The following is a 20,911-nucleotide window of genomic DNA, read 5'->3' as shown; positions in this document are numbered from 1 at the left end:
TTTGCGCAGATCGACATGCATGCGATCCCGCACTGGCAGACTTTCCTTCAGGACTACGACCGGCTGACGCTCGCCAATATGAGCGTGCATCATCTGGACGTGCTGCGCTTCCTGTTCGGCGATCCCTCGGAAATCACCACGCTGACGCGCAAGGATCCGCGCACGACATTCGACCATTCAGACGGCATCACCGTCTCGACGCTGCGCTTTCCCTCCGGCGTGCTCGCCGTGTCGTTGGAGGATGTCTGGTCCGGACCGCGCCAGGAGGGCTATGAGGACGACCAGCACATCAACTGGCGCGTCGACGGCACCAAGGGTGTCGCCAAAGGCACGATCGGCTGGCCGAAAGGCGTGGCCTCGACGCTGACCTATGCGTCGACCAAGACGACCGGCGGCGAATGGGTCAGCCCGAGCTGGGACACGATGTGGTTCCCGCATGCCTTCATCGGCGTGATGGAGCAATTGCAGCATGCGGTGAAGACAGGCGCGCCGCCGGCGCTCTCCGTCGCCGATAACGTCAAGACAATGGCACTGGTCGAGGCGGGCTACCGCTCGATGGCGCAAGGCCGCACCGTCAAACTGTCCGAGATATCGATCGACTGAACATGCCGCCGAATAGTGTGGCGGCTGAATCGCTTACCGGGAGGAGTTCACATCATGATGCAGGCAGGTATCTTCACCGGCTATTTCCCCTATGAGCTCGCGGAGGCCGCCCGCCGCATCCGTGCACTCGGCTTCAACACAGTGCAGCTCGACATGCATTTCAGGGATGTCGATCTCACGGCCGGGCAGATCACCGGGGACAAGGCGAGGACAGTGCGCGACACGTTTCGCGACCACAATCTGCCGGTCTGCTGCATCTCGGGCTACACCAACATCATCCATCCCGACAAATCCGAGCGCGAGAAGCGCGTCGGCTATCTCAAGGAAATCATCCGCAATGCGCGCGACTTCGGCTCGCCCTACGTGATCTCGGAGACCGGCACCTACAACACCGAATCCGACTGGGTGCATCATCCCAAAAACAAGACCGAGGAAGGCTTCGAGGAATGCCGCAAGGTGATCTCGGATCTTGCCCAGACGGCTTACGACCATGGCGCGGTGTTCCTGCTCGAAACCTATGTCAACAATGTCGTCGGTTCGGTCGAGGAGACGGTCAAAATGTTCGCGCAGGTCGACCATCCGGGCCTCGGCCTGCTGATGGATCCGACCAATTATTTCGAGGCGCACAATATCGACCGCATGGACCAGGTGCTGAACCAGGTGTTCGACACGCTGGCCGACAAGATCCGCATCGCGCACGCCAAGGACGTCAAGCGCTCAGGCAGCGACAAGACCGAGAAGCATGCCGATATCGGCGACGCGGACGCGCATGAGGGGCTGACCTTCCGCGGCGTCGGCGAGATCGAGCTGCCGGCGCCCGGGCTGGGATCGCTGAATTACGATCTCTATCTGCAGCGGCTCAGTGAGAAGCACCCGAACATCCCTGTTATCATCGAGCATCTGACCGAGGACGACGTGCCGCGGGCGAAAACATTTCTCGACGGGAAGTTCCGCGCCAACGGGCTTTGAGGTAGGCGAGACGGTGATGGCGACGGCGGCCAAGACAAAGCGCGATTACGGCCTGGTCGGCGAAAGCACCCGCCGGGCGATCGAGACCGGGCTGGCCTCGGCCGAGTGGTATCACACCGACGTGCCGCGCAAGGCAATGAAGGAAATGATGCAGCGCTCCGACGGGCCGGCGATCCGCGATACAGTGATCTGGATCGCAGCCATCCTGGGCTCGGCCGCCGGCATCGTGTGGTTCTGGGGCACGTGGTGGGTGGTGCCGTTCCTGCTCGTCTATGGCGTGCTCTATGGATCGTCGAGCGATTCGCGCTGGCACGAATGCGGCCATGGCACCGCCTTCCGCACACGCTGGATGAACGATGCGATCTACGAAATCGCCAGCTTCATGGTGGTGCGCAATCCGGTGCAATGGCGCTGGAGCCATGCGCGGCATCACACCGACACGATCATCGTCGGCCGTGACGCCGAGATCGCGGTAATGCGGCCGCCAAATCTGGTCAAGGCGGCGCTTGCCTTCACCGGCATTCTCGATTTCCGTTATTCGCTGCCGATCCTGGCGCGCCAGGCGTTGGGCAAGCTGTCGGACGACGAAAAGAGCTACATTCCTGAGACCGAACAGGGCAAGGCCATCACGGCGGCGCGCTGGCATGTCGCCGTGTACGTTGCGACGATCGCCCTCGCGATCGCGCTGGGTTCATGGCTGCCGCTGGTGCTGATCGGCCTGCCGCGTTTTTATGGCAGCTGGCACATGGTTCTGACCGGCCTGCTGCAGCATATCGGGTTGGCCGACAATGTCGTCGACCACCGGCTGAACACGCGCACCGTCTACATGAACCCGGTCAGCCGCTTCATCTACTGGAACATGAATTACCACGTCGAGCATCACATGTTTCCGATGGTGCCCTACCATGCGCTGCCGAGGCTGCACGAGCTGGTCAAGCACGACCTGCCGGCGGCGAACCCGTCCATGTGGCATGCCTATCGCGAGGTCTGGCCGGTGCTGCTGAAGCAGCTGCGGTACGAGGATTATTTCCTCAAGCGCGAATTGCCGCCGACGGCGCGGCCCTATCGCGGTGAATTTCACGAGCTCGATATGTCGGCGGCGGCCGAGTAGCGAATAAACCACCCGCCTTCTATCCGGCCTGTTACGGGGCCGGTAAGGTGACCGGGAAAAGCAACCAGCCAACAGGGACATCCCGATGAGCCGAAAGAGACCGACCGTCGCCGATCTGCGCGCCATGAAGGGCAAGCGCCAGCTGACCATGCTGCGCGTCCTGACCATGGACGAGGCCGAGGCTGCCGAGCGGGCAGGGGTCGATATCGTCTCGGTGCCGCCCGAGCTGGTGCTCAACCCTGAGTATCGCGATGCGGCGCCCAGCCTGTTCACCATGCCGGGCGAGAATTTTTATGAGATCGGCACGGCGGACGATTTCCTGCGCTGGGCGTTCCGGCTCTACAAGGCCGGCGCCGACGCCGTTTATTGCAGCGCCGGTTTCGCCACCGTGAAGCGGCTCGCCGACGACGCGATCCCCGTCATCGGCCATGTCGGCCTCATTCCGTCCCGCGCCACCTGGACCGGCGGCTTCAAGGCCGTCGGCAAGACAGCCGACACCGCCATGCAGATTTTTGAGGCGGTCAAGCAGTATGAGGCCGTTGGAGCTCTCGGCGCCGAGATCGAAGTGGTGCCGATCGAGGTGGCGAAGGCGATCTCGGAACGGACCTCGCTGATCATGCTGTCGATGGGTGCGGGCACCGGCTGCGACGCGCAATATCTGTTTGCCGACGATATTCTTGGCCAGAACCGGGGCCACATGCCGCGCCATTCCAAGGTCTACCGCAACTTCGCCGCCGAGTACGATCGTCTGCAGGCGGAACGCGTCGCGGCGTTTTCCGAGTACGTTGCCGACGTCGATAGCGGCGCCTATCCGGAAGACAGGCATGTCGTGCGCATGGATCCGGCCGAGCTCAGCCTGTTCATGAAACGGGTGGACGCAAAGGGCTAACTACTCGGCCTCCTTGCCGATCATCGCTGCACCTTGCCATGTTCCGTCAGCGAGCATGGCATGGAGCACCTCGGCATCCGTTCCCAGCGGCCGGTCCTCCCTGAGCATCGCTACATGCGCGCGCACCGCGGTATGGACCGCTGCTGTGCCGGGCGCCAGCTTGAGACCGTCGCGCAGGTCCACGGCCTGTGCGGCGGCCATCAGTTCGAAGGCGATCAGCCGTCGCCACAGCGCGATCATCCCGGCGCATTTCGACACGGCAAGCGGCGTCTGCGTGGCGTGGTCCTCTACGCCTTCGGACACGGCCAGGAAATCCAGCATCACCGGATTGGCCTTGTGGCGGATGCCGGCCAGGATTGCCGTTGCGGTCTTTTGCAGCGGCACGAAACCGGCCGAGGCGCCGCCGACCGGTGACAAATATTTTGGCAGGCCGTTGCGGCCGGAGCCGGCGAGCTGGATGAAGCGGGCAACGCTTGCCGCGGCACATTGCGCGATCGCCAGGCCGAGCGTCTCGAAGGCAAGCGCCAGCGATGCGGTGTGGAAATTGCCGGTCGACAGAACCAGCCCGTCATCGCCCAGCACCAGCGGATTGTCGGCGGCGGCATTGAGTTCGATCTCCAGCGCCAGCCGCGCCTGATCGATCGCCTGGATCAATGCACCATGGATCGACGGCATGCAGCGGATCGACAACGGGTCCTGCAAGGTGGTCGGCGCCGGCTCCTCGTCACGGGCAAGCAGGTCGCGCAGGCCCTTGGCCGCGAGTTGCTGGCAGGCTGCCGGCCGCGCCAGATGCAGGCGCGGATCGAGGATGGTGCGGTTGGCGCCAAACCCTTCCATGGTCAGCGCGCCGGCCTGCTGCTGTTGCGCAAAGGCCGACAGCGCGTCGGCCAGTACCAACGCGCCAGTGCCGGCTGATACCGCCGAGGCGTTGATCAGCGACAGGCCGTCTTTCGGCGCCAGGCTGATCGGAGCCAACCGCGCCATCATCAACGCCTTGGCCGCCGGCATGCGCCGACCCTGATAGTCAGCTTCGCCGTCGCCGGTCAGCAGACGGGCGAGCGCCGCCATCAGCACGAGATCGCCGGCGCCGATCGAGCCCAACTGCGGCATTACCGGATGCACGCCTGCATTGAGCGCATCGACAAGGGCGGTGAAAGCCGCCGGCGAAATGCCGGAGCCGCCGACTGCCAGCATCGCTGCGCGCGCAAGCATGGTCGCCCGCACCGCCTCTTGGGGCAACGGTTCGCCGACAGCGCCGCTTCGCCCTTCCAGCAACTGGCGCTGGAAGGCGCTGGCATCGCCCTCGACCGATGTGCCGAGATTGGCGCCGAGCCCGGTGTTGAGCCCATAGATTTGCTGACCGGACGCGGCGACCTGATCGAGCACTTTTCGCGCTTTGTCGAGCCTCTCGATGACTGTCGGTTCAACCTCGACCTTGCGGCCGCCGCGGGCGACCTGCGCAACGTCCTCGACGCTGACGCCGGCGCCGGTGAGGACGAGCGCGCTCATGCGAAGCGCAGCCTCTGGCCGATGCCTTTATCAGCAGCCTTGGCCAGCATCGCCTTGCCCAGCGCAATGTCGGACAGCGACAGGCCGCGATGCCAGAACAGGATCGTCTCGTCGTCGCTCTGGCGTCCCGGCTTGAGACCGGCAGCGATCTGGCCGAGCTCGGCGTGCAGCGTCGCTTCGCTCAGCCGCCCGGTCTCGACATGGGCGCGCAGCGAGCCGAACTTGCCGCCTTTGCACTGGCCCCAGTCGTCGACGACCATTTTCTGCATGATGTCGGTCAATGACAGCTCCACCGCGCTCATCGTACCATAGGGCACGACCAGCGCACCGGGCTTGATCCATTCGGTCTTGAGCAGCGGCTGCGGCTCCGGCAGCCGCGAGGCCTCGACGACGATGTCGGCGCCCTTGATGCAGCTTTCCCAGTCGGCAACCGCGGTAACTTTCTTGCCGAGATCGGCCGAGAGTTTGGCGGCGAAGCCGTCGCGGCTTTCCGGGCGGCGCGAATGGACGCGGATCTCGTCGAAGTCGAAGAGATGGTCGAGCAGGCGCACATTCCAATAGGCGGTGCCGCGCGCGCCGATATGGGCCAGCACCTTGGAGTTCTTGCGCGCCAGATGTTTGGCGCCAATGGCGGTGACGGCGCCGGTGCGCATGTCGGTGATGACGGTGGCGTCGAGAATGGCGCGCGGCGTGCCGGTGCGCGGATCGAACAGGTTCAAAATGCCAAATTCTGAAGGGAGCCCGTGCAGATAGTTGTCGACATAGTCGCCGACGATTTTCACGCCCGCCGTATCGAGCGGCGCAACGTAGCCGCGCAGAACGTTGAAATGGCCATGGAAGGAAGGGGCGGGTTCAAGATGGACGCGCGGCTCGATCACCGTCTGGCCATTGCCTTGCGCGATAAGCCCGGCTTCGACAGCGGCAATGATTTCGCCGTCGGTCATCTCCAGGGCTTCGATATCGAGGCCATTGAGGTAGTCGATATAGATAGGCTTCATGCAATGTCCTTGGCCGCCCGCCCATCCATAACAGGCTGCGAGCCGACACGGAAGTTTGTTGGATAAGCTCTGGACGGGGCCAGCCATATGCTGTTCAACGCGGTTCGCCATGACTGCCGTTCCCGACACCGAGGCCTCCGCCGTAACCGCCAGCAATGCGCGGCGCGTGGCGTTGATCGTTGCCATCGCCTTTTTCATGCAGCTGCTGGATTCGACGATCATCTCGACCTCGCTGCCGCAGATGGGACAATCCTTCGGCGTGCCGGCGGTGGCGATGAGCATCGGCATCACCGCCTATATGCTGACCATGGCAGTGTTCGTGCCGCTGTCGGGCTGGCTTGCCGACCGCTTCGGCGCGCGCAACATCTTCCTGCTGGCGATCGTACTGTTCACGCTGGCCTCGCTGGCCTGCGGCTTCTCGCAAAGTCTGCCTCAGTTCGTTGCCGCTCGCGTCGTGCAAGGCCTTGGCAGCGCGCTGATGACGCCGGTCGGGCGAATTCTGGTGCTGCGCAATGCGTCGAAATCGGAGCTGCTCAACGCCACGGCGCTGATCACCTGGCCGGCGTTGTTTGCGCCCGTGGTCGGGCCGGTGCTTGGCGGCTTCATCACAACCTATCTCTCCTGGCACTGGAATTTCTTCATCAACGTCCCGCTTGGGCTCGTCGGGCTGGCGCTGGTCGCGCGCTTCATTCCGGGCGACCGCGCGGCCGATCCCAAGCCGCTGGATTGGCCGGGGTTTTTCCTCACGTCGCTGGGGCTCGCGCTGCTGCTCTACGGCCTTGAGCGCATCGCACATCCGGAAGACGGCGCCTTGCCCGCCGTGCTGCTGGTTGCCGCCGGCATCGTCATCGGCTGGCTGGCGGTGCGGCATCTCCGGCGCGCGCCGCATCCGCTGCTCGATCTCAGCGCGTTCAGGGTGCAGACCTTCGCCATCTCGACGCTTGCCGCCGGCACCATTTTTCGCGTGGCGATCAACGCCACGCCGTTCCTTTTGCCGCTGCTGTTTCAGGTCGGCTTTGGCCTTTCGCCGGTCGATGCCGGCTTGATGATCCTGGCCTACTTCCTCGGCAATCTCGGCATGAAGACGGTGACGACGCCGACGCTGCGACGCTTTGGCTTTCGCACGGTCATGGTCGTCAACGGCCTGATCGCCTCGGCCTCGATCATGGCCTGCGCGGCGATCTCGCCCGAAACGCCGCAGGCGCTGGTAGTGATGCTGATGCTGATCGCCGGCCTGACGCGCTCGATGCAGTTCACGGCGCTGAATACTCTGGCCTTCGCCGACATCGATGCCGCGCAGCGCAACTCGGCGGCGACTTTGTCGTCCATGCTGCAGCAGATATCGATGCTGTTCGGCGTGGCGGTGGCGGCTGCCATCCTCAACCTGTCGCAGATCGTCAGGGACCGGCCGGCGCTCGACCTCGTCGATTTTCGCACCGCCTTCCTGGTCATCGGCGCCATCGGGCTGGTGGCGGCGTTGCGGTTCCTCGTGCTGCCGCCCGGTGCAGGCGCCGAAGTTTCAGGCCACATGACCAGGACCTGAATTCGCGATTTTCGCCGCTCAGGCGGCAATTAATTCCGCCTTGTGCTTTCGCCTCAGAACGGCACCTTCGCGCATACACGCAATGGCGCAACGGAATGCCAAAAGCGCAGCCTTTTCCTAGGATTGCGCCAGTTCTAGCAATCGGTGCGTCCACTGGAAGATTATCACTGCCAACGGGCGTTCCGAGCGCGGATTCATTTGACGAAGCGGCGCCGAGCCGATTAGCTTTCTTCGGAAGGGGTGGCAGAGCTGCCATCGGGGCGAATGCAGACATGAACACGATTGGCTGGCCAAATGTCAGGAGCCTGAATCAGGAAGGCATTGTCTTTGCCATCGCCGTGGTGCTGTTCGTCGCCGCTGCCATTGGGCTGCCTGGTTTCATCGCTGCCAACAATCTCGTTGCCATCGTCCGCTCGGTGTCGGTGCTGGGCATTTTGGCGCTCGGTATGGCGGTCGTCATAATCGGCAGGGGCATCGACCTGTCGGCGGTGGCGATCATGGCGATGTCGGTCGCCTGGTATCTGCAATTGCTCAACGCCGGAACGCCTGATGGGCTCGCCTTCGCCTATGTGCTGGCAGGCGTGCTCGCCATCGGCCTGCTCAACGGTTTTCTCGTCGCTTATGCCGACGTTCCGGCGATCTTCGTGACGCTGGCGACCGGCTCCTTCGTCTTCGGCTATGTCCGCTCGCAACTGATCACGCAGGATGCGGTGCCGGTGCCTCAGGGCCATTGGGTGGAGTTGCTCGGCGGCCTGCGTTTCCTCGACATTCCGATCGAAGTGTTCGTCTTCGCCGGGCTCGCCTTCCTGTTCTTCCTGTTCCTGCGCTACACCAAATGGGGCCGCTACATCTATTTCGCCGGCGACAATCCGGTCGCCGCGCGCAACATCGGCATTCCGGTGCGGCCAATGCTGGTGCTGCGTTATGTGGTTTCGGCCTTCGTCGCGCTGATCGCCGGCCTGCTGACGGCGTCGAGCCTGCACTCGATCAACACCCGCGTCGTCAACTCGACGCTGCTCTATGACATCGTGCTGGTGGCGGTGATCGGCGGCATCGGCCTTTCCGGCGGGCGGGGCGGGGTGCGCAATGTGCTGGTGGGCGCTGCACTTATCGGCATCCTGTCGAACGCGATGACCATCATCGACATTCCGCTGCTCTATCAAAACCTGATCAAGGCGGCGATCCTGCTCGGAGCCATCATCGTCGACGGCATCATCAATCCGCGTGACGAACAGACCGCGCAGCAGGGCGACATCTAAGGGGTACCCGACCAGGTCATGCCGACCGGCCGGCAATAAGTGAAAAACAGAGGATGTGACATGAAACTGATCAGAACACTGATGGCGGCCGCCACGGCGCTTGCCGCTACCGCCTTCGTCGCGCCGACCTTCGCCGCCGACGATCCGGGCCCGGCCGCATACGCGCAGGCGCTCAAGGGCAAGCGCGTCATGCTGGTGCCGCTGGCGATGGGCTTCGACCTTGCGCAGGGCTGGTCGCACTATCTGAAGACGGAAGTCGAGGCCTGGGGCGGCACCTTCGAAACACGCGATCCGAACTGGGTCGTCGATGCCGGTGCACAGGCGATCACCGACGCGATCTCGTCCGACACAAGGCCGGACGTGCTGATCATCCATGCGCCGGATCTCAACTCCTATTCCAAGCTGATGAAGAAGGCGCAGGCTGCCGGAACCTACGTCATACTGGTCGACAATCCCGCCAACTTCCCGGCCGACGCCTTTGTCGGCAGTGACTGGGACCGGCTCGGCCAACTCGAGGCCGAAGCGGCGATCAAGGGCTGCGGCGAGAATTCGTCGAAGAAGATCGGCCTTGTGCAGGGTGATCAGGCCAACTCGTCCAGTCTCTACCAGTATGCCGGCATCATGAAGGTGCTGGAGAAGCACCCCGACTTCAAAGTCGTGGCCAAGCCCGACTCCAACTGGGATCCGACGACGTCGCGCAACGTGACGACGACAATGCTGCAGCAGAACCCCGACATCTGCTCGATCATCGACTTCTGGGATGGTGACGCCACCGGCGCATCCGCCGCCATCCGCGACGCCAAGCTCGACGGCAAGGTCTTTTTGGTCACCACCGGCGGCGGCGAGAAGGCGGCCGATTGCGACAAATTGCAGGACGGAACTTACGGCGCCGTGGTGATGACCGATCTGGCTCGCCAGTCCGGCGACATGAACGCTATCATCAAGTTCCTGCTGCAGAGCGGCCAGCCGGCCGGCACGTCGCACACCTACATCTACACACTGGAGAAGGCTACGACCAAGGCCGACCTCAAGCCCGACAGCTGCTGGGACCTGAAGGCACTGCAGGCCGAAGCGGCGGCGAAGTAAGCCGCGCTTTTTCGACTGAAATAAACGAGGTGGCTGGACAATCCGGTCACCTCGTTCCCTCATGGAATAGCAGCCGCCGATGTCCTTTCGCGAACGCCTCCAGTCCTGGCGCTACAATCTCGTGCCCGACCATCTGGTCGGCGAAATCCTGACAAAACGCTGGACCGACAACGCCATTCCGTTCCTGGCGCTGGTGGCGACGCTCAGCGTGTTCGGCTCGATCATTCCCGGCTTCTTCAAGCTGACCTCGCTACAGGAATCGACCCGCCAGCTCGGCGAGTTCTCGATGGTGGTCACCGGCATGACGGTGGTGATGCTGGGCGGCGGCATCGATCTGTCCGTCGGTTCGATCTTCGCGCTGTCCTGCTTCTCCGCCGTCTATGTCTTCTTCATCCTCGAACAGTCTATCTGGCTGGCGCTGGCGGCATCGCTTGCCACCGGGCTCATCTTCGGCGCCGTCAACGGCTACCTCGTCGGCTATCTCAGGCTGCGCGCCTTTCTGACTACGCTGGTCACCTTCATTTTTGGCCGGGCGCTGTTCGATATTCTCGTCACCACCTATGCCGCAGACGTGCAGCTTTCCCAGGCGACATCGGATGTGCTCGACTTCATCGGCGACAGCACCTTCTGGGGGCTTTCGGTCTCGGTGTGGCTGGCGATCATTCTTGCCATCGTCACCCATATCGCGCTGACGCGCTCACGGCCGGGCTGGCATGTGCTGGCGGTCGGCGGATCCAGGCGCTCGGCGCACAATGCCGGCATTCGCGTGCGCCGCACCGTGTTCATGACCTATGTCTTTTCCGGCTTCTGCGCCTCGATCGGCGGCTTCCTGATCGCTTGCCGCCTGAGTGGGGCAGGGCCGGGCACCGGCCTCAACCTTGAGATCATGGCGCTGACGGCGGCGGTGGTCGGCGGCGTCAGCCTGGGTGGTGGCCGCGGCTCGGTCATCAAGGGGCTGATGGGCGCCATCATCGTGCTGACCATGACCAACGGGCTGATCCGGCTGGGCTATGGCACCGGCACCAACCAGATGGTGCTGGGCATCATGCTGGCGGTGGCGGTGACGATCGACATCCGCTGGCTGAAGAACCGCCATAAGGTGCTCAACGAAGTCTATGTCGCGCCGGTCTATCTCAAGATGGGCGAGACACAGTCTGCGGTGCCGGGCTCAGGCACGCCCTACGCGCTCGACAACCGGCTGTCGGCGGCCGACCATATCGGGCTCGGCGAGTTGGAAGGGCCGGAAGACGTCATCCTCGACCGCGACGATCACCTCTATTGCGGCACGCGCCATGGCGAGATCGTCCGCTTCTTCGCGCCGGACTATATGAAATCGGAGGTGTTTGCCCATATCGGCGGCTTTCCGCTGGGCCTGGCCTTCGACAAATCGGGCAATCTGATCAGCTGCGTCGGCGCCATGGGGCTCTATTCCGTCTCGCCGGATCGGGAAGTGAAGCGCCTGTCGGCCGAGACGTCACGCTCCTGGACCTCGATCGTCGACGATGCGCGGCTGCGCGACCCGAACGACTGCGACATCGCGCCGGACGGGCGCATCTATTTCACTGACTCCACCAAGCGCTATGACGCGCACGATTGGGCGCTGGACTCGATCGAGAACCGCGCCACCGGCCGGCTGCTGGTCTATGACCCGAAGGACGGTTCGACGAAAACGCTGCTCGACGGCTACCGCTACACCAATGGTGTGTGCATGGCGCATGATGGGAAGTCGCTGTTCTTCGCTGAGAGCTGGGCCTGCCGCGTGCATCGCTACTGGCTGGAAGGGCCGAAGGCGGGCGCCGCCGAATGCGTCATCCGCGACATGCCGGGTTATCCCGACAACATCAACCGCGCCTCCGACGGCAATTACTGGATGGCATGGCTCGGCATGCGCACGCCGAGCTTCGACCTGTCGCTGCGCCATCCCGATATGCGCAAGCGCATGACGCGCCGGCTGCCGCAGGACGAGTGGCTGTTCCCCAACATCAACACCGGCGGCGTGGTGAAATTCAACGACAAGGGCGGCATTGTCGAGGCGATGGGTGACCTCACCGGCGGCGCGCATCCGATGGTCACCTCGATGCGCGAGCACAAGGGTTTCCTGTTCGTCGGCGGCATCCTCAACAACCGCATCGGCCGCTACAAGATTGCGGGCGCCGACCCGAACTGGACCAGCCCGGCTTCCTATTGGGGAGCGAAGCCATGATCCTCGATCCTGTGCTCGACCTGTTTCGTGGCAAGGCGGTGACCATCCCACCGCTCGACGGCGCCTTCCGGCCCAACACGCGGCTCGATGATGCCCCGGTTTTTGCCGGACTGATCGAACCCGACAATCTGCTGGTTGCGGATGGCCGGCTGCTCGCTTCCAGCGGCAACGCCATCTATTCGCTTGCCGCAGGAGTGGAGCCGAAGGTTGTCGAGACCTTTCCTTCCCCCATCACTGCGCTGGCTCTATCACTGTCGGGAGAACTGACGGTCGGACTTGAGAGCGGCAAGCTGCTGGTCGCCGGCAAGGAGGTTTCGCTGCCGTCTGGCGTCAGCTGCATCACCGCGCTTGCCTATGCAGACGACGGCACGTTGTGGCTGGCCAATGGCTCGGCTGAGCACACGCCGTCGCAATGGGCCGCCGACCTGATGAAGAAGGGCGCGTCCGGTTCGCTTTGGAGGCGGGACGCGGCCGCCGCCGAGTTCCGCAAAGTGGCCGGCGATATCGCCTTTCCCTATGGGCTGCATCCCATTGGGCGGGATGTGCTGGTCAGCGAAAGCTGGCGCCATCAGATCGTTCGCTTCGATGGTGCGACCGGTAGCCGCTCGACCGTGCTGACGCATCTGCCCGGCTATCCCGCGCGCCTCGCGCCGGCCGGCGATGGCGGCGCGTGGCTGGCTCTGTTCGCGCCACGCAACCGGCTGATCGAATTCGTTCTCCAGGAAACCCACTATCGGCGCGACATGCTAGACCAGGTGGCGCCGGCCTACTGGATCGCGCCGGCTTTGGCCTCCAATCGCAGCTTCCTCGAACCGCTGCAATGCGGCGGCATCCGCACCATGGGCATCCACAAGCCCTGGTCGCCGAGCCGCTCCTATGGGCTGGTGGTCAGGCTCGATCAGAACATGCAGCCGCAATTCAGCCTGCACAGCCGCGCCGACGGCACGCGCCATGGCATCTGCAGCGTGGCGGAAACGGACGGCCGCCTGTTCATCGCCTCCAGGGGCGGCGATTGCGTGCTGGCCATCGACGCAGGAGGTCTCTGATGGAACCGATCGTGCGCCTGGAAAATGTCACCAAGAACTATCGCGGCGTGCCCGCGGTCAGACAAGTCAGCTTCGAACTGCGCAAGGGCGAAATCCACGCGCTGCTCGGCGAGAACGGCGCCGGCAAATCCACGCTGACCAAGATCATCGCCGGCGTCGTCGACGCCACCTCAGGCAAGATGTTCCACAAAGGCCGCGAGATCGCCTACGCCTCGCCGCATGCGGCGCTCGAGGCCGGCATCGCCATGGTGTTCCAGGAGACCAGCCTGGTGCCGTCGATGACGGTGGCGCAAAACCTCTATCTCGGCACCGAAAAATTCCTCAACCGGCTGCGCGGCACCTACATTTCGGCGCAGCAGTTTTTGCAGTCGCTGAACTTTCCGGTCGACCCCAACGCCATGGTGGCGACGCTGGGCGCGGCCAAGCGTCAGATGGTCGAGATCGCGCGCGCCGTTCACCACAATGCCGAGATCATCATCTTCGACGAGCCGACGGCGACGCTGACGCCGGAGGAGAAGCGGCACTTTTTCGCACTGATCCGGCGGCTGAAGGCGAACGGCGTCTCGATCGTCTTCATCAGCCATGCATTGGAAGAGGCGCTGATGATCGCCGACCGCATCACAATCCTGCGCGATGGCGAGCTGGTCATAACCGACGACACATCGGCCTTCGATCGCGACAAGATCGTCGCCGCCATGGTCGGGCGTACACTGTCGGGACAGATCTATCGCCAGCGCGACGAGGCCAGGCTGCGCAAGGCCGGCAAGAAGGTGCTGTCGGTGCAGGACATTTCGATGAGCAATGTCGTGCGCAACACCTCCTTCTCGATCTTCGAGGGACAGATCACCGGCGTGTTCGGGCTGATCGGCTCCGGCCGCACCGAGACCTTCAAGATCGTCTCCGGCATCTACAAGCGCGATTTTTTGCGCGGTGGCGCGATTGAACTCGACGACAGGCCGGTGCGCTATCTCGTGCCCAGTGAGGCGGTCGCCGGCGGCATCGTCTATGTTACCGAGGACCGCAAGAGCGAGGGCATTTTCGAGACGATGGGCATCGCCGAGAACCTGTTCGGCGGGCTGCTGGCGGCGGGCCGCGAAAAGGCCTGGGTGATCAACCAGCAGGAGATGCGCACGCTTTCCGCTGAATGGACGAAGACGCTGAACATCAAGGCGATCAACGACAATGCCCGCGTGGTCGAGCTTTCCGGCGGCAACCAGCAAAAGGTGGTGATCGGCAAGGGGCTGGTGCAGCAGCCGCGTATCGTGATCTTCGACGAGCCGACGCGCGGCGTCGATGTCGGCGCCATCGCCGAGATCCACCAGATCATCAACCGGCTGGCCGACGAGGGATTGGCCGTCGTCGTTATCTCGTCGTACCTGCCGGAAATCATGAACCTGTCGGACCGGATTCTGGTGTGCCGGCAGGGCCGCATGGTCGAGGAGTTTTCGCCCGCCGAGGCGACGGAGGAGAAGATCATGTATGCGGCGGTTCATTAGGTTTCTGGTCGGTGTTTGAGGGTGCGCATACGTCGCCAATTGGCGAAGGCCTCAGCGCCTTCGTCATCCTCGGGTCTCTCCGCGACGGCGCTTCGCGCCTGCTTCGCCCGTGAATGACGAAGCTGAGATGCTTCGGCCAATCGCCATGGTTCTGTCAGCATCAAAAACTGAATCGGAATAGCCGGTTAGCCGCCCTTGCTCGAAACCTGATTCAACCACCTGATCCACCGATTCAACGAAAGGAAACGCCATGGCCGCCACAAAACTCCTCAGCGATGCTGAGGTCGAAAAAATCCCGGTTGCGAAGGCTGTGTTCGATGACATCCGCGCGACGCGCAAATCGGATTTCGTCAACAATTTCTGGCGTGGGCTCGCCAACGATCCGGCCTTGCTGAAACGGACATGGGAACAGGTGAAGGTGGTGATGGCCACGGAGAGCGCCATCGACCCGCTGACCAAGGAAATGATCTATATCGCGGTGTCGACCGCCAATGGCTGCTCCTACTGCGTCCATTCGCATACGGCAGCCGCCCGCGCCAAAGGCTTGACCGATGCGCAGCATGGCGAGCTGGTGTCGATCATCGGGCTGGCCGGGCAGACCAACCATCTGGTGACTGCGATGCAGATTCCGGTCGATCCTGAGTTTGAAGTGAAGTGAGGGGCGGATTTCCCTTCTCCCCTGTGGGAGAAGGGGAAGCGTGCGCTATGCCGGTCTGTAAACCTTCTCGGCCGTGTTCCAGAAGATATCCGCCTCGGCGGCTGCGCCATGCTTGCCTACCGCGGCGCGGTGCGCCTTGATCAGTTCGGCATGGGTCGTCCAGAGTTTTTCGATCGGGAAGTTGGAGCCGAACATCAGGTGGTCAGCGCCCAGAATGTCGATGGCATTGTCGACGATGTAGGCAATCAACGCCGGATCGTTGCGGTGGGCGAAGGTGCCGAGGCCCGACAGCTTGGCGTAGAAGTTCGGCGCTGTTGATAGCGTACTCAGGCCGGCTTTCCAGGCCTCGGTGGTTTCCGGCTCCAAGCCGGTCAGCATGCCGGCATGGGTGAGGATGAAGTTGATCTGCGGGTTCTCGCCGACCAGCGTCAGCCCGTCCTTCATCTGGGCAGGGAAAAGCTGCAGGTCGAAGGACAGGCCATAGTCTTTAAGCCGCGCGACATTGGCCCGCACCTTGGGGTCGATGACCTGATCGGCCGAGGCAGCGAAGCGGAAGGCCGGCGTCTCGTGCCAATGCATCTGCATGCGCACGCCGCGCAGCAGCGGGTACTTTTTCAATCGATCGATCTGGGGCCGGACATCGTCGACGGTCATATCGGTATAGCCGACGATAGCGTGCGGCCAGCCGGTCTCGTCGGCAGTCTTCTGCAGGAAGGCGACTTCTTTTTCGAAATCCTCCTTGGCCCAGTTGGTCTGGACATAGACGGCCTTCTCGACACCTGCGCCTTGCTGATCGGCGAGAAATTCCTCGATCGGATAGTCGCGGCGAATCGGCTCGTAGGGGCCGAAAATGCGCGGCACCATCGGGCCGACCAGCCAGGGCTGATCCTGCTGGCGCCAGATGTGGAAATGCGCGTCGATGGCTTTCTGCATCACGATACCCTTTTCCAGATTGCCGACGACGCCGGGGCAGGGCGGGCGAGCGACAGGATGAAATCGGTGAGACTCCCGAGCGAAGAGCCGTCGATGAGATCGTCGAGATCGGGCAAGATGGCGCGCAACGCCGCCGTTGCCGGCTGGAAGCGCGGATCGCCGGCCAAAGGTGTGGCCAGCGACAGGCGAAAGGCGCGGGCGCTCAGGCGGCCTATCGCGGTCTCGAGATCGGCATGGTCGCCGCGCTCCAGCGCGTCCGACAGGATGATCACAGCGGCACCGCGCGCGAAGGCCGAGAACCGCGGCACCGAGAGGAAGGCGAGCAGGGTCGGTCCCATGCGCGTGCCGCCGTCCCAGTCGTCTACGAGTGCCGCCGCTCGGGCGAGAGCCTGGTCGCGATCGCGGATACGCAGTGCGGACGTGATTCGGGTGAGCTGCGTGCCGAAGGTGAAGATTTCGGCACGGTCAGCACCTTGTACGGCGGCGTGCGCCAGTTTGAGGTAGTCCGCCGTGTACAGCTTCATCGAGCCGGAAACATCGATCAGGATCAGCAGCTTGCGCGGCACCGTTTGGCGGCGGCGCAGCTGCGGCGAGGGGATATCGCCATCGGCGCTGACGATTTCCCTGAGCGAGCGGCGCAGGTCGAGCTTGCCGCGCGAATGGGAGCGCACGGTGCGGAAGGAGCGGCGCGCGGGCAGGGTTGAAGCGAGCTTGCGGCGGAAGGGCCCAAGGCCATCGTCGTCGCGGAGGAAGTCGCGGCTGCTGAGCTGTTCGATTGCCGACGACAGCTCGCCGCCTTTCTCCTGGCGCGTGGTCTGTTTCTCCTCCTGGCGCGTGCCGTGATCGTCTTTGATGCGGGTTTCCTCGTCTTCCTCGCCTTCGATCGAGGGTTGGCCACCGCCATGGAAGTGATTGCGAAAATGCGCCTCGAATTCGCCGCGGCGATCGGGCGGGGGGGCAAGCGTTGCGAGCGCCGCCTCGCGGATGTCGGCCATCGAGCGGGGACCGAGCAGGGTGACCGCCTGCATGAAGCTGGAGACCTGCTCGGGGGCGACGGCAAAGGCGTGGCGGCGCAGCAGCCGGGCGAAGTGGAGGAAGGGCGCGGAGGCGAGAGGAAGGGTTCCCTGACGCATCATTCCTTCGCGCCCCCCTCTGTCCTGCCGGACATCTCCCCCTCAAGGGGGGAGATTGGCGGCTTCGGCGCCTTGCTCAGGTCTGCAACTCTGGAGATTGGCGAAAGCCACAATGACAGCTGATCTCCCCCCTTGAGGGGGAGATGTCTGGCAGGACAGAGGGGGGCGCTGTCCCGCCGCCGTTGCGCATTGCCGAAGTCCCGGCTCACGCCAGCGCCTCCTCGACGATGGCACCAAGCTCCGGCGCGATCGCGGACAAATCCTCCTCGTCCTTGATCAGCACGCCGATGGCGCGGCGGAAGGCTTGCGGCCATGGGCTGCCGCCTTTCTCCAGTATGGTGGCGGCGTTGGCCCATTCGACGGCCTCGGAGATGCCGGGCGGCTTGGCCAGTGGCCGCGCGCGGATCGACTGCACGGCATTCGCCACGGCGCGCGCGGTGGTCTCGGCGACATTGCCGGCGCGCAGCATGATGATGGCGGCTTCGCGCTCGGCGTCGGGATAGCCGATCCAGTGATAGACGCAACGCCGACGCAGCGCCTCCGCCAGTTCGCGGGTTCGGTTCGAGGTCAGGATGACGATCGGCTGCGCCTCGGCGCGGATCGTGCCGCGCTCAGGGATGCTGATCTGGAAGTCGGAGAGGAATTCGAGAAGCAGCGCTTCGAATTCGTGGTCGGAGCGGTCGATCTCGTCGACCAGCAGCACGCGCTGCTCCGGCGCCCGCAGCACCTGCAGCAATGGCCGCGCGATCAGAAAGCGGTCGTCATAGATGTCGATCTCATGCTCGCCGGCATGGCGGATGGCGAGCAGCTGGCGCTGGTAGTTCCATTCGTAGAGCGCGTGTGCTGCGTCGATGCCTTCATAGCATTGCAGCCGCACCAGATCGCGGCCAAGCAGTTGCGCGATCGCCTTCGCAGCTTCGGTCTTGCCGACGCCGGGCGCGCCTTCCAGCAGCAGCGGCTTGCCGAGCCGTATGGCCAGGAAGATGGCGGTGGCCAGGCTGTCGTCGGCGAGGTAGCGCGATCCAGCGAGGTGGCGTGCCACCGCCTCCGGCGAGGTCGCGACAGTCTCGGCATTCGGCTCCTGCATGTCGTCCTCAGTTCGCCGCTTGCGCCTTCAGCGCGCGCAATATGCGCTCCGGTGTGATCGGCAGCGTGTCGATGCGCACGCCGACGGCGTCGAAGACGGCATTGGCAACCGCGGGGATCTGCGGGTTCGCGCACATTTCGCCTGGTCCTTTGGCACCGTAAGGACCATCCGCCGACGGCCGCTCCAGCACGATGATCTCGGTTTGGGCGAGATCGCCCGGTCCCGGCATCAGATACTGGTTGAAGTCGGTGCCGCCATGGTCGCGGTTGGGATAATAGGGCTCGGTCGTTTCGTAGAGCGCGTGGCTGATGCCCATCCAGGAACCGCCGACCAGTTGCTGCTCGACCATTTTCGGGTTCAGCGCGCGGCCGATCTCGAAGACGTTCTTCACGGTCAGCACCGTAACCTCGCCCGTCTCGTCATCGACCTCGACTTCGGCCACCGTGCAGGCATGGGCGTAGCAGGTCGACGGCTTCATCGCGCCGGTCTCTTTCTCCGGATATGAGCGCGGGATCAGGAACATGCCGCGCCCGGATATCGAGCGCCCGCGCTTGAAATGCGCCGACAAGGCGACATCGAAGATCGAGATCGACTTTTGCGGCGCGCCCTTGACCAGAATATTGCCCTGGCCGTCAGTCTCAAGGTCGGAAGCGTTGACCTCCAGCTCTTCCGCCGCCACTTCCAACATCACCTGGCGCGCTTCCTTGGCCGCCTGGATGACGGCATTGCCGGCGCGGTGGGTGCCGCGCGAGGCGAAGGTACCCATGCAGTGCGGGCCGGTGTCGGTGTCGGCGGTGTCGATGGTGACCCGGTCGGTCGGCACGCCGATGGTCTCGGCGCAGATCTGCGCCATGATCTGCTTCAGGCCCTGGCCGAGATCGACCGACGAAAGTGTGACCATAAAATTGCCGGTCGGCGTCGAATGCACCAGCGCCTGCGTCGGGTCGCCGCCAAGATTCATGCCCGTCGGGTAGTTGATCGCGGCGACGCCGCGTCCGCGCCTTATCGCCATCTCAAGCTCCCTTCTTGTAGGAGGACATCGCCATATACTTCTCCGCCACCGGCCAGTTGGCGGCGCGCGACGCCTCCTGCATGCACTCGATCAGCGCCGCTCCTTCGGTCGGCTGGCGATGCGCCTTCATGTCGCCATCGCGATAGGCGTTGATGAAGCGGAATTCGAGCGGGTCCATGCCGATCAGCCGCGCCAGCTTGTCCATCTGCACCTCAAGCGCGAAGTCGCCGATGGTGACGCCGAAGCCGCGCATCGCGGAGGAGGGGGTGCGGTTGGTGTAGACGCAGTAGGTGTCGATCCAGACATTGGGAATGGTGTAGGGGCCGGGATAGTGCGCCGCTCCCTTCTGCGCGCCATAAGGCGAGTGGCGCGAATAGGCGCCGGCATCGGTGTAGCCGGTCACCTTGCGAGCCACGATGCGGCCATCGTTCATCACGCCATCCTTGATGATTATCTTTTCGGCCGCTCGGGGTGACGAGATCTGCATCTCCTCCTCGCGGCTGTAGATGAAGGAGACGGGACGTCCTGTGAGCTTGGCGCCAAGAATGGCGATCGGCTCGACGATGACGTCGACCTTGCCGCCAAAGCCGCCGCCGACGGTGCCGCCGACGAAATGCAGTTTTGAGCCGGGCATCTGCAGGATGATCGAGGCGTTGTCGAGGGTGAAGAACATCGCCTGGGTGTTGGTGTAGCAGCTGAAGCGGTCATTGCCTTCGGGCACCACGACGCAACCGGTGGTCTCGGTCGGCGCATGCTCGATGGGCGAGGATTGATAACTCTGTTCGAGGATGTGGTCGGCGCCGGCGAAGCTCGCCTCGACATCGCCGAAGCGCACCTTGCGGCATTCGCCGCTGTCATAGAGATAATAGTTCTGGCCGTGATATTCGTTGACCAAAGGCGCGCCAGGCTTCAGCGCTTCTTCCATGTCGAAGACGGCCGGCAGCACCTCGTAGTCGGCCTTGACCTTGGCTGCCGCTTCCTGAGCCGCGCGCTCGGTCTCGGCCAGCACCGCCACCACCGCCTCGCCCTTCCAGCGTACCTTGCCGTCGGCCAGCACCGTCTCGTCTTCCGGTCCGACCTGGATCAGGATCAGGATGGTATAGACATTGTGCGGCACATCCTTGGCGGTGAGGATTTTCACCACGCCGGGATGCTTCTCCGCTTCGGAAGTGTCGATCGAACGGATGCGGGCATGGTGGTGCGGACTGCGCACCATTTTCAGGTGAAGCATATTCGGGAAGTTGCGGTCGGCGAAATAGGCGGTCTTGCCCGTCACATGGCCCGGCGAATCCAGCCGAGGCCGCCCATGGCCGATCTCGTGCAGGCCGTCCTTGCGCTGATCGGCGAAATAGTTTTTGCGCAGTTCCATTCTTTTG

The 20,911-nt window shown here is 63.6% G+C and carries 18 protein-coding genes; 11 read left to right on the top strand and 7 right to left on the bottom strand.

The window, feature by feature from the left end; genetic code table 11:
- The 4 genes from NKI05_RS19655 to NKI05_RS19640 all read left to right on the top strand — a co-directional run.
- Positions 1-603, top strand: a 603-nt coding sequence (locus tag NKI05_RS19655) for a Gfo/Idh/MocA family oxidoreductase (protein WP_352792951.1), incomplete at its 5' end; no start/stop codon positions are given.
- Between the two features lie 54 nt (positions 604-657).
- Positions 658-1,572 (top strand): sugar phosphate isomerase/epimerase family protein, encoded by a 915-nt coding sequence (locus NKI05_RS19650; RefSeq protein WP_023705643.1) that lies wholly within the window; start codon positions 658-660, stop codon positions 1,570-1,572.
- A 16-nt stretch (positions 1,573-1,588) separates the two neighbouring features.
- The gene (locus NKI05_RS19645) at positions 1,589-2,683 is read left to right on the top strand and encodes a fatty acid desaturase family protein (protein ID WP_023736018.1); all 1,095 of its coding nucleotides are present in this window, start codon (positions 1,589-1,591) and stop codon (positions 2,681-2,683) included.
- Between the two features lie 85 nt (positions 2,684-2,768).
- Positions 2,769-3,572 carry a 3-methyl-2-oxobutanoate hydroxymethyltransferase gene (locus NKI05_RS19640; RefSeq protein WP_023682254.1) on the top strand — a complete coding sequence of 268 codons (804 nt, stop codon included), beginning with the start codon at positions 2,769-2,771 and terminating at the stop codon, positions 3,570-3,572.
- Here the strand turns inward: NKI05_RS19640 and NKI05_RS19635 are convergent, their stop codons facing one another.
- Together NKI05_RS19635 and NKI05_RS19630 are read right to left on the bottom strand one after the other, a co-directional pair.
- Positions 3,573-5,081 (bottom strand): HAL/PAL/TAL family ammonia-lyase, encoded by a 1,509-nt coding sequence (locus tag NKI05_RS19635; RefSeq protein ID WP_023815628.1) that lies wholly within the window; start codon positions 5,079-5,081, stop codon positions 3,573-3,575.
- Positions 5,078-6,079 carry an ornithine cyclodeaminase family protein gene (locus NKI05_RS19630; RefSeq protein ID WP_023687938.1) on the bottom strand — a complete coding sequence of 334 codons (1,002 nt, stop codon included), beginning with the start codon at positions 6,077-6,079 and terminating at the stop codon, positions 5,078-5,080. Before NKI05_RS19630 ends, NKI05_RS19635 begins: the two co-directional genes overlap by 4 nt.
- 109 nt (positions 6,080-6,188) lie before the next feature.
- Here NKI05_RS19630 and NKI05_RS19625 point away from each other — a divergent pair, with 109 nt between their 5' ends.
- The 7 genes from NKI05_RS19625 to NKI05_RS19595 all read left to right on the top strand — a co-directional run bounded on the left by NKI05_RS19625 (position 6,189) and on the right by NKI05_RS19595 (position 15,370).
- The gene (locus NKI05_RS19625; protein WP_023815627.1) at positions 6,189-7,622 is read left to right on the top strand and encodes a DHA2 family efflux MFS transporter permease subunit; all 1,434 of its coding nucleotides are present in this window, start codon (positions 6,189-6,191) and stop codon (positions 7,620-7,622) included.
- A 272-nt stretch (positions 7,623-7,894) separates the two neighbouring features.
- Positions 7,895-8,881, top strand: a complete 987-nt coding sequence (locus NKI05_RS19620; RefSeq protein WP_023668176.1) for an ABC transporter permease — start codon at positions 7,895-7,897, stop codon at positions 8,879-8,881.
- Positions 8,882-8,941: 60 nt separating this feature from the next.
- A complete protein-coding gene (locus NKI05_RS19615) occupies positions 8,942-9,967 on the top strand; it encodes a sugar ABC transporter substrate-binding protein (RefSeq protein WP_023668177.1) in 1,026 nt (341 codons plus the stop codon).
- Between the two features lie 79 nt (positions 9,968-10,046).
- A complete protein-coding gene (locus tag NKI05_RS19610; RefSeq protein ID WP_023815626.1) occupies positions 10,047-12,170 on the top strand; it encodes an ABC transporter permease in 2,124 nt (707 codons plus the stop codon).
- Positions 12,167-13,216, top strand: coding sequence for an SMP-30/gluconolactonase/LRE family protein (locus NKI05_RS19605; protein WP_023815625.1), 1,050 nt, complete (start codon positions 12,167-12,169; stop codon positions 13,214-13,216). The genes NKI05_RS19610 and NKI05_RS19605 overlap by 4 nt, the downstream gene beginning before the upstream one ends.
- Entirely contained in the window at positions 13,216-14,712 is a 1,497-nt protein-coding gene (locus NKI05_RS19600) for a sugar ABC transporter ATP-binding protein (protein WP_023815624.1), read from the top strand. The genes NKI05_RS19605 and NKI05_RS19600 overlap by 1 nt, the downstream gene beginning before the upstream one ends.
- Positions 14,713-14,962: 250 nt before the next feature.
- Positions 14,963-15,370: a carboxymuconolactone decarboxylase family protein gene (locus NKI05_RS19595; RefSeq protein ID WP_023699677.1), complete on the top strand. Its 408-nt coding sequence runs from the start codon at positions 14,963-14,965 to the stop codon at positions 15,368-15,370.
- A 45-nt stretch (positions 15,371-15,415) separates the two neighbouring features.
- Here NKI05_RS19595 and NKI05_RS19590 read toward each other — a convergent pair whose 3' ends face one another.
- The 5 genes from NKI05_RS19590 to NKI05_RS19570 all read right to left on the bottom strand — a co-directional run bounded on the left by NKI05_RS19590 (position 15,416) and on the right by NKI05_RS19570 (position 20,904).
- On the bottom strand, positions 15,416-16,303 hold the full coding sequence (locus NKI05_RS19590; RefSeq protein WP_023682245.1) for an amidohydrolase family protein: 888 nt from the start codon (positions 16,301-16,303) through the stop codon (positions 15,416-15,418).
- Positions 16,303-17,439, bottom strand: coding sequence for a vWA domain-containing protein (locus NKI05_RS19585; RefSeq protein WP_352792947.1), 1,137 nt, complete (start codon positions 17,437-17,439; stop codon positions 16,303-16,305). Before NKI05_RS19585 ends, NKI05_RS19590 begins: the two co-directional genes overlap by 1 nt.
- Positions 17,440-17,641: 202 nt before the next feature.
- A complete protein-coding gene (locus NKI05_RS19580; RefSeq protein ID WP_023815622.1) occupies positions 17,642-18,523 on the bottom strand; it encodes an AAA family ATPase in 882 nt (293 codons plus the stop codon).
- A 7-nt stretch (positions 18,524-18,530) separates the two neighbouring features.
- Complete coding sequence (locus NKI05_RS19575; RefSeq protein ID WP_023699673.1) at positions 18,531-19,535, bottom strand: xanthine dehydrogenase family protein molybdopterin-binding subunit; 1,005 nt, start codon at positions 19,533-19,535, stop codon at positions 18,531-18,533.
- A 1-nt stretch (position 19,536) separates the two neighbouring features.
- The gene (locus tag NKI05_RS19570; RefSeq protein ID WP_023826542.1) at positions 19,537-20,904 is read right to left on the bottom strand and encodes a xanthine dehydrogenase family protein molybdopterin-binding subunit; all 1,368 of its coding nucleotides are present in this window, start codon (positions 20,902-20,904) and stop codon (positions 19,537-19,539) included.
- Positions 20,905-20,911: the final 7 nt, after the last annotated feature.

This window comes from Mesorhizobium sp. M0771 (genome assembly GCF_040320155.1).
GTDB lineage: Bacteria > Pseudomonadota > Alphaproteobacteria > Rhizobiales > Rhizobiaceae > Mesorhizobium.
The sequence above is the reverse complement of the archived record's forward strand: the minus strand, read 5'-3'. Positions and strand labels throughout refer to the sequence as shown.

What these genes read in the sequence shown, in the direction of transcription:
- NKI05_RS19650 (WP_023705643.1), top strand. Translation starts at nt 658, where the DNA reads ATGATGCAGGCAGGTATCTTCACCGGCTATTTCCCCTATGAGCTCGCG.
- NKI05_RS19645 (WP_023736018.1), top strand. Translation starts at nt 1,589, where the DNA reads ATGGCGACGGCGGCCAAGACAAAGCGCGATTACGGCCTGGTCGGCGAA.
- NKI05_RS19640 (WP_023682254.1), top strand. Translation starts at nt 2,769, where the DNA reads ATGAGCCGAAAGAGACCGACCGTCGCCGATCTGCGCGCCATGAAGGGC.
- NKI05_RS19635 (WP_023815628.1), bottom strand. Translation starts at nt 5,081, where the DNA reads ATGAGCGCGCTCGTCCTCACCGGCGCCGGCGTCAGCGTCGAGGACGTT.
- NKI05_RS19630 (WP_023687938.1), bottom strand. Translation starts at nt 6,079, where the DNA reads ATGAAGCCTATCTATATCGACTACCTCAATGGCCTCGATATCGAAGCC.
- NKI05_RS19625 (WP_023815627.1), top strand. Translation starts at nt 6,189, where the DNA reads ATGACTGCCGTTCCCGACACCGAGGCCTCCGCCGTAACCGCCAGCAAT.
- NKI05_RS19620 (WP_023668176.1), top strand. Translation starts at nt 7,895, where the DNA reads ATGAACACGATTGGCTGGCCAAATGTCAGGAGCCTGAATCAGGAAGGC.
- NKI05_RS19615 (WP_023668177.1), top strand. Translation starts at nt 8,942, where the DNA reads ATGAAACTGATCAGAACACTGATGGCGGCCGCCACGGCGCTTGCCGCT.
- NKI05_RS19610 (WP_023815626.1), top strand. Translation starts at nt 10,047, where the DNA reads ATGTCCTTTCGCGAACGCCTCCAGTCCTGGCGCTACAATCTCGTGCCC.
- NKI05_RS19605 (WP_023815625.1), top strand. Translation starts at nt 12,167, where the DNA reads ATGATCCTCGATCCTGTGCTCGACCTGTTTCGTGGCAAGGCGGTGACC.
- NKI05_RS19600 (WP_023815624.1), top strand. Translation starts at nt 13,216, where the DNA reads ATGGAACCGATCGTGCGCCTGGAAAATGTCACCAAGAACTATCGCGGC.
- NKI05_RS19595 (WP_023699677.1), top strand. Translation starts at nt 14,963, where the DNA reads ATGGCCGCCACAAAACTCCTCAGCGATGCTGAGGTCGAAAAAATCCCG.
- NKI05_RS19590 (WP_023682245.1), bottom strand. Translation starts at nt 16,303, where the DNA reads ATGCAGAAAGCCATCGACGCGCATTTCCACATCTGGCGCCAGCAGGAT.
- NKI05_RS19585 (WP_352792947.1), bottom strand. Translation starts at nt 17,439, where the DNA reads ATGATGCGTCAGGGAACCCTTCCTCTCGCCTCCGCGCCCTTCCTCCAC.
- NKI05_RS19580 (WP_023815622.1), bottom strand. Translation starts at nt 18,523, where the DNA reads ATGCAGGAGCCGAATGCCGAGACTGTCGCGACCTCGCCGGAGGCGGTG.
- NKI05_RS19575 (WP_023699673.1), bottom strand. Translation starts at nt 19,535, where the DNA reads ATGGCGATAAGGCGCGGACGCGGCGTCGCCGCGATCAACTACCCGACG.
- NKI05_RS19570 (WP_023826542.1), bottom strand. Translation starts at nt 20,904, where the DNA reads ATGGAACTGCGCAAAAACTATTTCGCCGATCAGCGCAAGGACGGCCTG.